At 64.3% G+C, this 14,267-nt stretch carries 12 protein-coding genes; 3 read left to right on the top strand and 9 right to left on the bottom strand.

The genetic code is table 11. The annotated features are described in order from the left end of the window. Positions 1 to 4: 4 nt before the first annotated feature. The 3 genes from ACVI1L_RS26490 to ACVI1L_RS26480 form a co-directional block, all read right to left on the bottom strand. Positions 5 to 949, bottom strand: coding sequence for a DMT family transporter (locus ACVI1L_RS26490; RefSeq protein ID WP_253590479.1), 945 nt, complete (start codon positions 947 to 949; stop codon positions 5 to 7). A 233-nt stretch (positions 950 to 1,182) separates the two neighbouring features. After that, positions 1,183 to 2,022: an aldo/keto reductase gene (locus ACVI1L_RS26485; RefSeq protein WP_168859178.1), complete on the bottom strand. Its 840-nt coding sequence runs from the start codon at positions 2,020 to 2,022 to the stop codon at positions 1,183 to 1,185. Between the two features lie 266 nt (positions 2,023 to 2,288). Continuing rightward, on the bottom strand, positions 2,289 to 3,773 hold the full coding sequence (locus tag ACVI1L_RS26480) for an aldehyde dehydrogenase family protein (protein WP_456784265.1): 1,485 nt from the start codon (positions 3,771 to 3,773) through the stop codon (positions 2,289 to 2,291). 118 nt (positions 3,774 to 3,891) lie between these two features. Between ACVI1L_RS26480 and ACVI1L_RS26475 the strand changes: the two genes are divergently transcribed. Next, entirely contained in the window at positions 3,892 to 4,977 is a 1,086-nt protein-coding gene (locus tag ACVI1L_RS26475) for a substrate-binding domain-containing protein (RefSeq protein ID WP_057017575.1), read from the top strand. Between the two features lie 94 nt (positions 4,978 to 5,071). Here ACVI1L_RS26475 and ACVI1L_RS26470 read toward each other — a convergent pair whose 3' ends face one another. From ACVI1L_RS26470 to ACVI1L_RS26445, 6 genes are all read right to left on the bottom strand, one after another. Continuing rightward, a complete protein-coding gene (locus ACVI1L_RS26470; RefSeq protein WP_253640373.1) occupies positions 5,072 to 5,971 on the bottom strand; it encodes an SMP-30/gluconolactonase/LRE family protein in 900 nt (299 codons plus the stop codon). A 195-nt stretch (positions 5,972 to 6,166) separates the two neighbouring features. Next, positions 6,167 to 6,592 carry a globin family protein gene (locus ACVI1L_RS26465; RefSeq protein ID WP_057017511.1) on the bottom strand — a complete coding sequence of 142 codons (426 nt, stop codon included), beginning with the start codon at positions 6,590 to 6,592 and terminating at the stop codon, positions 6,167 to 6,169. Positions 6,593 to 6,707: 115 nt separating this feature from the next. Next, positions 6,708 to 7,502, bottom strand: coding sequence for an ABC transporter ATP-binding protein (locus tag ACVI1L_RS26460; protein WP_057017512.1), 795 nt, complete (start codon positions 7,500 to 7,502; stop codon positions 6,708 to 6,710). 10 nt (positions 7,503 to 7,512) lie between these two features. Then, positions 7,513 to 8,415 (bottom strand): nitrate ABC transporter permease, encoded by a 903-nt coding sequence (gene ntrB / locus ACVI1L_RS26455; protein ID WP_456784264.1) that lies wholly within the window; start codon positions 8,413 to 8,415, stop codon positions 7,513 to 7,515. 61 nt (positions 8,416 to 8,476) lie between these two features. Continuing rightward, entirely contained in the window at positions 8,477 to 9,787 is a 1,311-nt protein-coding gene (locus tag ACVI1L_RS26450; RefSeq protein WP_456784263.1) for a CmpA/NrtA family ABC transporter substrate-binding protein, read from the bottom strand. Positions 9,788 to 10,130: 343 nt separating this feature from the next. Continuing rightward, the gene (locus tag ACVI1L_RS26445) at positions 10,131 to 11,045 is read right to left on the bottom strand and encodes an intradiol ring-cleavage dioxygenase (protein WP_076827021.1); all 915 of its coding nucleotides are present in this window, start codon (positions 11,043 to 11,045) and stop codon (positions 10,131 to 10,133) included. A gap of 169 nt (positions 11,046 to 11,214) precedes the next feature. Between ACVI1L_RS26445 and ACVI1L_RS26440 the strand changes: the two genes are divergently transcribed. Both ACVI1L_RS26440 and ACVI1L_RS26435 read left to right on the top strand, forming a co-directional pair. Next, on the top strand, positions 11,215 to 12,489 hold the full coding sequence (locus ACVI1L_RS26440) for a serine hydrolase domain-containing protein (protein ID WP_456784262.1): 1,275 nt from the start codon (positions 11,215 to 11,217) through the stop codon (positions 12,487 to 12,489). Positions 12,490 to 12,672: 183 nt separating this feature from the next. After that, positions 12,673 to 14,181 carry a sensor histidine kinase gene (locus ACVI1L_RS26435; protein WP_456784261.1) on the top strand — a complete coding sequence of 503 codons (1,509 nt, stop codon included), beginning with the start codon at positions 12,673 to 12,675 and terminating at the stop codon, positions 14,179 to 14,181. Positions 14,182 to 14,267 lie beyond the last annotated feature (86 nt).

The raw sequence follows: 14,267 nt of genomic DNA, 5'->3' as shown, positions 1-14,267 counted from the left end.
ACGCTCAGGCGTTCGGCGACGGCTCGCTGGCCACGGTCAGCAGCTGCGACCGTCGGACGCGCTCGCGATGCGCGGTGTAGAGGCCTGAGGCGACGATGAAGCCGGCGCCGAGAATGGTCCAACGGTCGGGCACTTCGCCGAAGATCATGAAGCCGAGGATGCTGACCCACAGCAGCTGCGTGTAGGAGAACGGCGCGAGCACCGAGGCATCGCCATAGCGGAACGCCAGCACCACGATCCACTGTCCGACGGTGGACGCAACGCCGATCAGGATGCCGAACATGATGTCGTGCCAGCTCGGCGTGACCCAGACGAACGGCACCAGCGCGCTGACGATGGCGACGCCGACGATCGACGAATAGGTCATCACGGTGATCGGGCGCTCGCTGCCGCTCATCATACGCGTCAGGATCAACGTAGCCGCCCACGCCAGCGCCGAGACGATCGGAAAGATCGCGGCGGGATGGAAGGCACTGGTGCCCGGCCGTAGGATGATGAACACGCCGGCGAGGCCGACCGCGGTCGCGATCCAGCGTCGCATGCCGACCCTCTCACCGAGGAAAGCGATCGACAGCGCGGTGACGAACAGCGGCGAGACGAAGCTGGTGGCGGAGGCTTCGGCGATCGGCAGGAAGCCGAGCCCCGTGATGAAGATCAGCGAGGAGCCAAGCAGCGCGGCGCCGCGCAGCACGTGCAGGCCGGGACGGCTGCTGCGCAGCGCGAACAGCGGCGAGCCTGGCAGCATCGCCGGCGTCATGATCATCGCAAACACCAGGAAGCGGATCCAGGCGATCTCGATCGAGGGCAGCGTGGAGGAGAGATATTTTGCCGTGACGTCGGAGGTGCCCAGGAACACGGTCGACAGCAGGATCAGCGCGATGCCCTTGAACGGCCGGTCGGTGCGGGCGGGCGCCTTGCTTGTCGCTGCGGGCGCGGTCTTTGCGGGCAATGAAAGGGGAACGCTGTCCAGCCTGGCGGCCACGGCTGCGGGGGGCGGTGTCACGGCAATCTCGAAGGCAAAATAAAGGGAATCTGCTCCTCGTACAAAACGCCAATTCCGCCGCGAGAACAATGCCCGAAAACGGGACTCCGATATGCGCCAGCGCGCGCGACCGCCCGCCGCAGGCCGTGTGCCGCCGCAACTGCAACAGTTTGTTAAGAACTGTGTGGAGCGGAACGCCCTCAGAGCATCGGCAGCGAGCGCGGCTTCGGCCCGCGCGGGAACGCGGCATCGAGCGCGGCGAGTTCATCGCCGCTGAGCTTCAGAGTTCCTGCCGCCGCATTCTCCGCCGCGTGTTCCGCGTTCGACGCCTTCGGAATCGCGAGCACCGACGGCAGCCGCGTGAGGAAACTTAGCGCCACCTGGCGCGGCGTTGCCTTGTGCGCCTGCGCGATCGATTGCAGCAGCGTGCCGGCCCTGCTCGACGACGAAGGAAAATCATTGTGACCGAACGGCGAATAGGCGACGACGGCGACGCCGTGCTGCTCGCACCACGGGATCACGGCGTGCTCGATGGCGCGCTCCTGCAGATGGTAGAGCACCTGGTTGCAGGCAATCTTGCCTTCACCCGCGACATCGAGCAGTTCGTCGAGATCCTCGGTGTCGAAATTACTGACGCCCCAGGACCGGATCTTGCCCGCCGCGATCAATTCGTCGAACGCCGCGACCGTCTCGGCAAGCGGAGTGGTTCCGCGCCAGTGCAACAGATAGCAATCGAGGCGATCGGTCTTCAGCCGCTTCAGCGAGCGCTCGCAGGCGGTAATAGTGCCGCGCCGCGAGGCGTTGCTCGGCAGGACCTTCGAGACCAGGAACAGTTCGTCGCGCCGGCCGGACATCGCATCCGCGATCACGAGCTCGGCGTCGCCATACATCTCGGCGGTGTCGATATGCGTCATGCCGGCATCGATGCCGCGCTTGAGCGCAGCGACGGCCGCCTTGCGGTCACCGCGATCGAGATACCAGGTGCCCTGCCCGATCACCGAGACCTGCGGGCCGTTGTCGCCGAATTTTTTCGTCTGCACGATCGCCTCGTTCTGCGTAGTTCCCTTGTGGCTCCGCGCAGGACGATAAAGCATACCGACGACCATGTCTCCACATCGTCATCCCGGCGATATCTCCACATCATCGTCCCGGCGAAGGCCGGGACCCATACTCCGCAGCAGTCGTCGTTGGCGGGACTCGTCATTCCACCCGTTGTGCAACAACAGATATTCGTGGTTATGGGTCCCGGCCTTCGCCGGGACGACAGCTGTATTGTGACGCGCGCTCTCGCGTCTCTCGACGCGCATCAAACGTTGAGGTTCATCCACACCGCCTTAGGCTCGGTAAAATTGTCGAGCGCGGCGGTGCCGTGCTCGCGGCCGAGGCCGGAATCGCGCTCGCCGCCCCACGGCAATCGCACGTCGGTGTAGCCATAGGTGTTGATCCACACCGTGCCGGCGCGGGCCTTCTTGGCGAAGCGCTGCACGCGACCCATATCCGCGCTCCAGACGCCGGCGGCGAGGCTGTAGGCGGTGCCGTTAGCGATGCGCAGCGCATCGGCCTCGTCCTTGAACTTGATCACGCTGACGACGGGGCCAAAAATCTCCTCCTGCGAGATACGCATCTCGTGCGCAACGTTGGCGAACACCGCGGGGCTGATGAAATAGCCGAGGTCACCGACCCGCGCACCGCCGGTGGCCAGCAGCGCGCCCTCATGCTTGCCGATCTCGACATAATCGAGGATCGAGCGCATCTGCTTCTCGGAGATGACTGGCCCGAGCGCGGTGGCGCGATCGGCGGGATCGCCGATCCGCAACGCTTCCGCACGGTCGACCAGACGCTCGACCACCTCGTCATAGGCGTTCTCCTGCACCAGCACGCGCGAGCCGGCCGAGCAGACCTGCCCGGCGTTGAAGAAGATGCCGGCAGCCGCGGCCTTGGCAGCGGCTTCGAGATTGGCATCGTCGAAGATCACATTGGCGGACTTGCCGCCGAGCTCGAGCGAGACCCGTTTGAAGTTGCCGGCGGCGCCCTTCATGATGCCGCGGCCGACGCCGGGCGAGCCGGTGAACGTCACCTTGTCGACATCGGGATGATTGACCAGCGCGTCGCCGACGACGCGACCGGGCCCGGTCACGATGTTGAGCACGCCCTTCGGCAAACCGGCCTCGAGCGCGAGCTCGCCGATGCGCAGCGCCGACAACGAGGTCAGCTCGGCCGGCTTCATCACCACCGTGCAGCCGCAGGCGAGCGCCGGCGCGAGCTTCCACATGCCGATCATCAGCGGGAAATTCCACGGCACGATCGCGGCGACCACGCCGACCGGCTCGCGCACCGTATAGGTCAGCGCGTCGTCGCGCGCCGAGACCACATCGCCGCTGATCTTGTCGGCCCAGCCGGCGTAATAGGTCAGCGTGTCGATGGCGGCCGGAAAATCCTGGCGCAGCACACCCGCAATCGGCTTGCCGGCATCGAGGCTTTCGAGCGCGACAATCTCGTCGGCATGCTGCTTCAGCAGTTCAGCCCATCGGAGCAGAATGTGGCCACGTTCAGCCGCGCGCATGGTGCGCCACGGCCCCTCGAAGGCGCGGCGGGCAGCCGCCACGGCACGATCGACATCGGCCTCATTGCCTTCGGCAATCGTAGCGATCACCTGCTCGGTGGCGGGATTGAGCGAATTGAAGGTATTTCCGGACAACGAACGGACGCGGGCGCCGTCGATCAGCAGCAGTTCGTCCCTGATGGTCGGGGCGCGGCGGGCGTCACGCTCATAGTCATATGCAACGGACATCATATTTCCTCCTGGTGTTGTCACTCAACCTAGGAGGCTTCGATCAGCAGTAAATATGATATCTTGTGCCGATTGGCATGCCAAGGATATGAAGTCAACTTCATAAGTGGTGACCACGATGCTGCAGATCGAGATCGAGACCGTCTGGCGCTTTCGGAAAGAGGACAGCCCGCAGACCGCGGTCGTGATGCTCGGCATCCTCAACGAGATCCGGAAGACCGGAAAGATCACCAGCGCCGCCAGCGATGCGCAGCTGTCCTATCGCCATGTCTGGAACCTGATCGAGCAATGGACCGAGTTCTTCGGCGTGCCGCTGGTTGAAACCCACCGCGGCAAGGGCTCGAAGCTGACGCCATTCGGCGAGAAGCTGGTGTGGGCCGGCGAGCGCATGCAGGCGCGGCTCGGGCTGCAGCTCGAGAACCTCGCGCAGGAACTGGTCACCGAGATCAAGCCATTTCTCGAGCAGCGACCGTCGGTGATCCGGGTCCATGCCAGCCACGGCTTTGCGGTATCCAAGCTGCGCGAATTCCTTGATCGCGCGGGCGGCGTCGGCGTCGATCTGCGCTATGTCAGCAACCAGAACTCGCTGGTCTCGCTGGCGCAGGGCGCCTGCGATCTCTCCGGCGTGCACCTGCCGCGCGGCGAATTGCGCGCGCAGGGCATCAAGGCCTGCCGCGAATGGCTCGATCCGCGCGAGGACCGCGTCATCAATTTCGTGACCCGCGAGATGGGCCTGATGGTCAAGCGCGGCAACCCGCTGAAGATCACGACGCTGAAGGACCTCGTCGAGCGCAAGGCCCGTTTCGTCAACCGCGACCACGATTCCGGCACGCGGCTGCTATTCGATCAATTGCTGAGGCTGCATAAGATCCCGGAAGGGCGGATCAACGGCGCCCAGCATATGGAATTCACCCATGCGGCGGTCGCCGCCTATGTCGCGAGCGGCATGGCGGATGCGAGTTTTGGTGTCGAGGCCGCGGCGCGGCAGTTCGGGCTCGATTTCATCCGCCTGCTCACGGAAGATTATTTCTTCGTGTGCAAGCGCGCCTTCCTCGAGACCGAGCCGATGCAGCGCGTGCTCGACATCATGAAGAGCAGCGAGTTCCACAAGGCGGTGGGGGCCCTTCCCGGTTATGTCGCCTCCAACACCGGCGCCGTCAGCGGGGTGAAGGAGTTTCTCGAGAAGCTGCATTCCGACCGCTGATCAGCCAGACCCCGGCAACGGCCGACCTGATGGCCGTCGATCCTTCGGGACTCGCGCCAAGTGCGATAACGATGGTCGACAGTCAGGAAGATAGCTAGCCGAGCCCGCTGATGTCGGCGACCAGCACCGAGCCAGTCACCGATTCCGTGATGTAGAGGCGGTCGCGGTCGGCGCCGCCGATGGCGACATTGGTGCAGCTCGGCCCGGCGCAGGACTTGATCCGCGCGATGCACTCGCCGTTCGGCGCAAACACGAAGACATGGCCGAGCGAGGCGTGCGCGACGAACAGCCGACCGGCGACGTCCATCGTCATGCCGTCGGGTCCGCTCGGGCCGAATAGCGAGCAGAAGCGGCCGACCTTGGAGACGCTGCCGTCCTTCATGAACGGCGCGCGCCAGACCGCATTGTCGCGCGTCATCGCGACGAACAGCACCGCCTCGTGCGGATCGAGCACCAGGCCGTTCGGGCTGATGCCGGTGTCGATCAGGCAGTCGAGCGCTCCGTTCACCCGCAGCCGATAGACGCGGCCGGTCGGATCGTGCAGCCCGGTCTGGCCCTGATCGGTGAAATAGATGTCGCCGTTCGAGGCGATGTGCAGGTCGTTGCAGCCGCGGAACGATTCCGAGTTGCGCGAGCGCAGCAGCGGCGTGACCTCGCCGGACCTGGCGTCGAGCTCCATCAAGCCGTGCCGATAATCGGCGATCAGGATGCGGCCCATCGCATCGATCTTCAGCCCGTTCGGCCAGCCGTCATACTCGGCAACCTGCGACCACGACTTGTCCGGCGCGATCCTGAAGATGCGGCCAAACGGAATGTCGACGATGTAGAGATTGCCGTCGGCATCGAACGACGGTCCCTCGATGAAGCAGTCGGTCACCGCGCCCGGGCGGTTGGCGTCGGCCCATTCGCTCGCCACCCTGCGGCGGAATTCCGCCGGCACGACGGAGAAGATTTCAGTCGCGATCAGTTTCGGCGGCGTTTCCAGGAACATCATTGTTGGTTCACCCGTTGGCGGAACGGGGCTAACCATAGAGAAGATTGCTGGCGCCGTCGAATACCCCAAAGCCCACCACGTCATTGCGAGCGAAGCGAAGCAATCCATACCTCCATGCGTGGCAAGATGGATTGCTTCGTCACTTCGTTCCTCGCAATGACGGTTGGACAGCCGTCCTGTGCTTACGACGTTTTCCTATTCGGCCGGCTGCGCCGGGCCATAGGCTTCCGAGATCATGTAGCCGGACAGCGTGCCGTACGCCGCGGTCCACGCGGCGGCGACGTCAGGTGTCCAGGCTTCGCCGAGCCCCTTCTCCAGCGTCCACAACAACGCGCCGCCGACCACCGGATAATGCTCGGGCTTGGCGCCGTAGCTGACATGCCGCTTGGCCAGCGCACTCGCGGCCGGCAGGATCGTGTCGAGATTGCTCAGCCCATTCACGACGACGGCAAGCGTCGTCATCAATTTCTTGCGCTGCTCCTTCATGTCGACCGGAAACATCGCCTTCACGGCGGGCGCGACTTCGAACAAGCGATCGTAGAAAATGACCGCGGCCTGCTCCGAGATCGGCGCGACCTTGCCAAAGCTGTCCTGAACCAGCTTGATTTGGGTCGGATTCATCTCAATTCTCCTCGGTCATGAAATAAGCTCTGAAGCGATTTTTCAAAACGCGAGCATCGGTAACCAAAGCCGGCGCTTCGGTTCAAAGCGGAAACGCTTGCCGTCGACGTGATCATCACGCCGCCTCGACGAAGCTGTGGCGCTCATAGAGGAATTCGAGCACGCGCTGCCGGCACTTCAGGTAGCCCTGGTTGGTCGCGAGCTCGAGCCGCTTGCGCGGCCGCGCCAAGGGCACTTCGAGCACCTCGCCGATCCGCGCGCTCGGACCGTTGGTCATCATCACGATGCGGTCCGACAGCAGCACCGCCTCGTCGACGTCGTGGGTGATCATCAGGATGGTGTTGCCGAGCTTCTGGTGCAGCGCCATCACCGAATCCTGCAGATGCGCGCGGGTCAGCGCGTCGAGCGCGCCGAACGGCTCGTCCAGCAGCAGCACCTTCGGCTCCATCGCGAGCGCACGCGCGATGCCGACGCGCTGCTTCATGCCGCCCGAGATCTCGCTCGGCCGCTTATCCTTGGCATGCGCCATTTGCACCAGGCTGAGATTGTGCATAACCCAGGCGTCGCGCTCGGCCTTGCTCTTGGTCCTTGCAAACACCTTGTCGACGCCGAGCTTGACGTTCTCGTAGACGGTGAGCCACGGCAGCAGGCTGTGGTTCTGGAACACCACGGCCCGATCCGGCCCCGGCGAATTGACCTCGCGGTTCTCCAGCAGCACGCCGCCATTGGTGGCGCCGGTGAGGCCGGCGACGATGTTGAGCAGGGTCGACTTGCCGCAGCCGGAGTGACCGATGATCGAGACGTATTCGCCCTTCTCGATCGTCAGGTTGATGTCCTTCAGCACCTCCGTGGTGGCGTTGCCGCGGGTGAAGGTCTTGTCGATGTGATCGAGCTTCAGATAGGCCTGCATGACTTCCTCCTCAGTTCGCCGCCGTGCCGCGGGTCACCACTTTGCCGAGGCCCGCAATGAGCCGGTCGAGCACGAAGCCGATGATGCCGACATAGAACAGCGCCAGGATGATTTCGCTGATATGCGAGGAATTCCACGCATCCCAGATGAAGAAGCCGATGCCGACGCCGCCGATCAGCATTTCCGCGGCGACGATCGCGAGCCAGGACAGGCCGATGCCGATGCGCAGGCCGGTGAACATGTAGGGCGCGGCCGCCGGGATCATGATCTTGGTGAAGAACTCCAGCGGATTGAGCTGCACGACCGCCGCGACGTTGCGGTAGTCCTGCGGGATGTTGCGGATGCCGACCGCGGTGTTGATGATGATCGGCCACACCGAGGTGATGAAGATCACGAAGATCGCCGAGGGCTGGCCATCGCGGAATGCGGCCAGCGACAGCGGCAGCCAGGCGAGCGGCGGGATGGTACGCAGCACCTGGAACAGCGGATCGAGCCCGCGCATCGCCCAGACCGACTGTCCGACCAGCGTGCCGAGCGCGATGCCCGCAATCGCCGCCAGCGAATAGCCGTAGGCGACGCGCTGCAGGCTGGCGGAGAGATGCCAGAACAAGCCCTTGTCGATGCCGCCATTGTCGAAGAACGGATCGAGGATCAGCTCCTTGGTATCTTTGAACACTTTCGACGGCGGCGGCAGGCTGGAGCCGGCGCGCCGGCAGATCAGCTCCCACACCACCAGCAGCAGCGCGACCACGATCAGCGGCGGCACCACGCGCGCCGCGGTCTCCTTCGCCATCCTGGCGCAGATCTCGGCGCGCGGCGCGCGCTTCGGCGTTATGGTCACGACCGGCGCGGCGGCAGCGGCCGTCGGGATCGCGACCGCCGACACTTCGGTCTTCATGGCAGGCATCGACATTGAACGAAAATCTCCATGGTCAAAAAAAGGAGAGCCGCACTGCTCGCGCGGCTCGCTCAAATCAGACGTCAACACGCTTGATGGACAACGACTTCAGATAGGCCGCGGGATCGGCGGGATCGAACACCTTGCCGTCGAAGAAGGTCTCCTTGCCGCGCGAGGTCGAGGCCGGAATGTCGGACACGCCAAGCTCCTTGGCGGCCTCTTTCCAGAGATCCTCGCGGTTCACCTTGGCGATCAGCGCCTTGGTGTCGAAGCCTGCCTCGTACTTGCCCCAACGGATGTCTTCCGTGAGGAACCAGAGGTCGTGGCTCTGATAGGGATAGGAGGCGTTGTCGCTCCAGAACCGCATCTGCTGCGGCGAATTCTCGATCACGCGGCCGGTGCCGTAGTCGAACTTGCCCTTCATGCGGTCGGTGATGTCCTCGACCGGGCAGTTGATCCACTGCCGCTTGGCGCAGATCGCCGCGGTCTCCGCGCGGTTCTCCGCCTTCTCGCACCACTGCTGGGCTTCCATGACAGCCATCAGCAGCGCCTTCGCGGCCTTCGGGTTCTTGTCGACCCAGGCGGCGCGCAGGCCGAACGATTTCTCCGGATGCTTGTCCCAGAGCTCGCCGGTCGTGATCGCGGTATAGCCGATCTCCTGATGTATCAGTTGCAGATTCCACGGCTCGCAGACGCAGAAGCAGTCCATCGTGCCGACCTTCATGTTGGCCACCATCTGCGGCGGCGGCACCACGATGGTCTCGATGTCCTTGTCGGGATCGATGCCGCCAGCGGCGAGCCAGTAGCGGATCCACAGATCATGCGTGCCGCCCGGGAAAGTCATCGCGGCCTTCACCGCCTTGCCGGAGGCCTTCTTCTTCTCCAGCGCCGCCTTGAACGGCGCGGTGTCGATGCCGACCTTGAGATCGGCATATTCCTTGGCGACCGAGATGCACTGGCCGTTCAAATTGAGCCGCGCCATGATGTACATCGGCGTCGGCTGATTGTTCTGCGTTACCTTGCCGGCCGAGATCAGATACGGCATCGGGGTCAGGATATGCGCGCCGTCGATACCGTTGCCCTCGGAGCCGAGCACGAGGTTGTCGCGCGTGGTGCCCCACGAGGCCTGCTTCTGCACCTCGACATCGGGCATGCCGTATTTGGCGAAGATGCCCTTCTCCTTGGCGACGAACAGCGGCGAGGCATCGGTCAGCGCAATGAAGCCGAGCTTGGCGCCCTTCACCTCGGGACCGGCGCCCTGCGCGAACGCGCCTGCGGGAAAGTTGAGCTTGGCCGCGGCGAGCAGCGCGGCGGCGCCGCTGGTTACCTTCAGGAGCTGACGGCGGCTGAGGCCGCGGCTTGGCGGCTTGTCGGTGGGCTTGGTCATCGGTCGTCCTTTGCGTCGTTGCGTTGCGGTGTTGCGTCAGTGCGTCGAGCGCCGTCCTCCGGATGGCGACGCGCGCAGGGCGCAAAAGGGCGTGCACCGGGAAGGCCCCAGTCTGGCGGCGTCAGAAATCCGATGGGGTAGCCTCGAGGGACGGCTTCAATGGCGTCGGCTAATGATGATTCAAGCCTTGTGCCAATCTACCGCAGTGCAAAAATCGATTTTGATGCAAAGCCTTGCGCAACATGTCGCAGCCCGCGCGAATTTTCCGCGCGCTGCCAAAACTTGCGATTCGCCCAATCCTTGTGCGGCGCACAAGAATTGGGCAGAAGCGTTCGGAAACCGATCAGGCGTCTTCGGTGACCTTGGCGCCGAGCGGCGCGGGCGCCATTCCGCCGCCGGGCTTCACATGGAATTCGTAGGTCATCAGGCTCCACGGCCCATCCGAACGCTGGCCATCGGGCATGACAGGATCGGTGCGGCGCTCGACCTTGGCGATCAATTCATCCTTCACGCCGAACACGACGTCGGAATCGATGTACTTGTCGCCCTCGACGAAGACATGCGTGATCAGCGGCTCGTAGCCCTTGGCGTTGACCAGGAAGTGCACATGCGCCGGCCGCATCGGGTGACGGTTGGTCTGCGTGATCATCTGCCCCACCGGGCCGTCGGTCGGGATCGGATAGCTGCACGGCACGATAGTGCGGAAGAAGAAGCGGCCGTCGGCATCGGTGATGAAGCGCGCCCGCGACGACGGACCTTCGGTGGCATAGCTCGGCTTCTGCGAGTCATAGAATCCGTCATCGTCCGCGTGCCAGATATCGACCGGCACATTGGCCAGCGGCTTGCCGCCGAGGTCGGTGACGCGGCTCTGCACGAACATGCGCTCGCCCGGCAGGCTTGCCGAGATGTCGGTGCCGTGCGGCGTCACCTTGTGCTCGCCGACATAGAACGGGCCGAGCACGGTGGTCTCGGTCGCGCCATCGCGATCGCGATGGTTGACCGCATCGACGAGCATCGACACGCCGAGCACGTCGGACAACAGGATGAACTCCTGGCGAATGTCGGTGCACTTCTGCCCGGTGCGGGTCAGGAAGCCGATCGCCTGGTCCCATTCCTCGAAGGTGAGATCGGTCCTGCGCACATAATCGTGCAGCGACTTCACCAATTCCTGCAGCAGGAACTTGGCCCGTGGATCGGGTGTCTGGTCGAAGCTGCGGATGACGGCGGCGGTGAGCTCGGTTTCGTTGAACTGGGTCATCTCGGCGTTTCCCTTGACGGATACCTTGGCAGATACTTTGGGCCCCTTGGGGGGCGCGATTGCAAGGGCGACGGTACACCACCAGCTCAAGGCCGGTAAGCGGCAGCGGATTGGTGCAGCAGACACTTTTCGGCTATCAAGGCTGCCTTGCAAGCCGGAGAAATGCCTGATGCTAGCCCCCACGCCTGCCTCGCCCGAATCCGCGGGAATGTCGACCACTGCCCTCAACCGTCTCGAAGCGCATCTGAAGAGCCGCTACATCGATGCCGGCCGTTTTCCCAGCACGCAGGTCCTGATCTATCGCCGCGGCAAGATCGTGCATTCCACGGTCCAGGGCTTTGCCGATCTCGAGCGCAAGGCGCCGGTCAAGGACGACACCATCTTCCGCATCTATTCGATGACCAAGCCGATCACATCAGTCGCCTTCATGATGCTGGTCGAGGAAGGCAAGGTCGCGCTCGACGAGCCGGTCGCGAAATATATTCCGGAATGGAAGAACCTCGGCGTATTCGTCGCCGGCACCGCGCCCGCCTTCCTGACCCGCCCACCGACGCGGCCGATGCAGATCGTCGACCTCTTGCGTCACACCTCGGGCCTCACTTACGGCTTCCAGCAGCGCTCCAATGTCGACGCGGCCTATCGCGAGAAGAAGATCGGCGAGGTCATCAAGGCCGGCACGCTCGACGGCATGATCGAGGACCTGGCGAAGATCCCGCTGGAGTTCTCGCCGGGCGAAGCCTGGAACTACTCGGTCTCGACCGACGTGCTCGGTTATCTCGTCGGCAAGATCTCCGGCCAGCCGTTCGAGCAATTCCTGAAGGAGCGCATCTTCAAGCCGCTCGGCATGAACGACACGGATTTCTTCGTGCCGGCCGACAAGGCGCATCGGTTTGCCGCCTGCTATTCCGCCGATCCGCAGGGCGGCTTCAACCCGCTCGCCGCCGAGCGCAAGGGCACACTGACGCTGCAGGACGATCCGACCACCAGCTCGTTCCTGGCGCCGCCTTCGCTGATCTCGGGCGGCGGCGGACTGTGCTCGACCGCGGCCGACTACCTGACCTTCTGCCGGACGCTGCTCAATGGCGGCGAGCTCGGCGGCGTCAGGCTGCTCGGCCCGAAGACGCTGAAGCTGATGACCTCGAACCATCTGCCCGGCGGCGTCGACCTGCCGGCGATGTCGCGCTCGATGTTCGCCGAAGCCGCCTATAACGGCATCGGCTTCGGCCTCGGCTTCGCCGTCACCATGCACCCGTCGCAGACGCTGATCGCCGGCAGCCCGGGCGAATTCAACTGGGGCGGCGCCGCGACGACGTCGTTCTTCATCGACCCGGCCGAGGAGCTGATCACGATCTTCATGACCCAGGTGCTGCCGTCGAGCGCCTATCCGCTGCGGCGCGAGCTGCGCACCATGGTCTACGCCGCGATCACCGAGAGCAATCTCTGACACGACGTCATTGCGCGGCGCACACTCCTCGTTCGAGCATGATCCTTTCGGAAAACCGCTTCACACTTTTCCGGATCATGCTTTGGGCGCCGCGGAACCTTTCTGATATAAAACTATTTCCTTTGGCGAATTTTTCCCGCCTCCCCTAAGCTCGCAGCGAATGGGCACCGACCCGGGGACTTCGTGCCGAAACTGACATTGCCAGTCCGTCTCGCGCTTCTGGTCGCGGGAACGATGTTGCCGCTGATCATCTTCGCGGTCGGGATCGTCTTCCACAATTATCAGCGGGATCGTCAGGCGGCCACGCAGCGCGTGCTGGAGACGGCGCGCAGCATCCGTCTGCTGCTCGATGCGGAAATGCAGCGCATGACCGGCGGGCTGCAGGTGCTGGCCCTGACCAACTCGCTGCGCAACAGCGACTTCGACAACTTCCGCCGCGTCGCGGTCGGTTTCATCGACCAGTACGGCAAGGAAGGCGTGGTGCTGGTGGCAGACCGCGCCGGACGCCAGGTGTTCTCCTCGCTGACGCCGGACACCGCGAGCCTGCCGCCGCGCAACAATCTCGAGATCCTCGAGAAGGTGTTCGCGACGCGGCAGCCGCAATACTCCAACCTGTTCTTCGGCGCGGTGAAGCAGCGGCTGATCATCACCGTCGAGGTACCGGTGATGCGCGACGGTGAGGTGCTCTACGACATCTCCTTCAGCCCGCCGATCGAGGTGTTCCAGGCCATCATCGAGAAGCAGCGCCTCAACCAGGACTGGACCATCTCGATCTTCGGCAGCGACGGCGTCAACCTCGCGCGGGTGCCAAATCCGCAGGCGACCATCGGCCAGCGCGCCTCGCCATCGCTGTTTGCCGAGATGTTCCGCCGCGGCGAGGCGACGCTGCCGACCGTGTCGCTGGAGGGCGTGGCGCTGATCACCGGTTTCACCAGGTCGCGCGTCACCGGCTGGACCGTCGCCGCGGGGATCGCCGAGAACTCGCTGGTGGCGCCGCTGTGGCGCTCGCTGGCGATCACCAGCGTGATCGGCGGCATCCTGCTGCTGGTCGGGCTCGGCTTTGCGGTGCGGATGGCAACCACGATCGCGCGCGGCGAGATGCTGCACGACCTGCTGATCGAAGAGCTCAACCACCGCGTCAAGAACACGCTGGCGATCCTGCAATCGATCGCCACGCAGACCTTCCGCAGCGCAAGCCGCACCGAGCGCGACAAGTTCGAGGGGCGGCTCGGCGCGCTGGCGGAGGCGCACAATCTGCTCTCCACCGACAACTGGCAGGGCTCCGACTTCCAGGACGTCGTCAGCCGCGTGCTGCGGCCCTACCTCTTGAACACGTCCGAGCGGGTCAGGATGTTCGGCCCCCGCGTGCCGCTGTCGCCCCGGCTTGCCTTGGTGCTGTCAATGATCCTCCATGAGATGGCGACCAACGCCGCCAAATATGGCGCACTGTCCAACGACACCGGCACGGTGACGCTGGACTGGGAAATCCTCAACGAGAGCCCCGGACCGAAGCTGCGCATGATCTGGACCGAAACCGGCGGCCCACAGGTCACCGCGCCGGTCCAGCGTGGCTTCGGCTCCCGGCTGATCGAGCGCAGCGCCCGCGACCAGCTAGGTGGCGAGGCCACCGTGGATTTCCTGCCCCACGGCGTCGTCTACACCGTGACCAGCACTCTCGAAATCGACGGCTGACCCGACAGGAGTGGCCGATCCTGCGACATCTTGGCACGCAAGTTGCTATGATTGGCGGGTTCGGCCGGCCAGAAACAGGGGGAAGT

The organism is Bradyrhizobium sp. USDA 4516 (assembly GCF_054055915.1).
This window is presented reverse-complemented; position numbering and strand designations above follow the sequence as displayed.

Coding starts and splice junctions, on each gene's coding strand:
- ACVI1L_RS26450 (WP_456784263.1), bottom strand. CDS start 9,787: ATGACCAAGCCCACCGACAAGCCGCCAAGCCGCGGCCTCAGCCGCCGT.
- ACVI1L_RS26445 (WP_076827021.1), bottom strand. CDS start 11,045: ATGACCCAGTTCAACGAAACCGAGCTCACCGCCGCCGTCATCCGCAGC.
- ACVI1L_RS26465 (WP_057017511.1), bottom strand. CDS start 6,592: ATGAATCCGACCCAAATCAAGCTGGTTCAGGACAGCTTTGGCAAGGTC.
- ntrB (WP_456784264.1), bottom strand. CDS start 8,415: ATGTCGATGCCTGCCATGAAGACCGAAGTGTCGGCGGTCGCGATCCCG.
- ACVI1L_RS26470 (WP_253640373.1), bottom strand. CDS start 5,971: ATGATGTTCCTGGAAACGCCGCCGAAACTGATCGCGACTGAAATCTTC.
- ACVI1L_RS26475 (WP_057017575.1), top strand. CDS start 3,892: ATGCTGCAGATCGAGATCGAGACCGTCTGGCGCTTTCGGAAAGAGGAC.
- ACVI1L_RS26460 (WP_057017512.1), bottom strand. CDS start 7,502: ATGCAGGCCTATCTGAAGCTCGATCACATCGACAAGACCTTCACCCGC.
- ACVI1L_RS26480 (WP_456784265.1), bottom strand. CDS start 3,773: ATGTCCGTTGCATATGACTATGAGCGTGACGCCCGCCGCGCCCCGACC.
- ACVI1L_RS26440 (WP_456784262.1), top strand. CDS start 11,215: ATGCTAGCCCCCACGCCTGCCTCGCCCGAATCCGCGGGAATGTCGACC.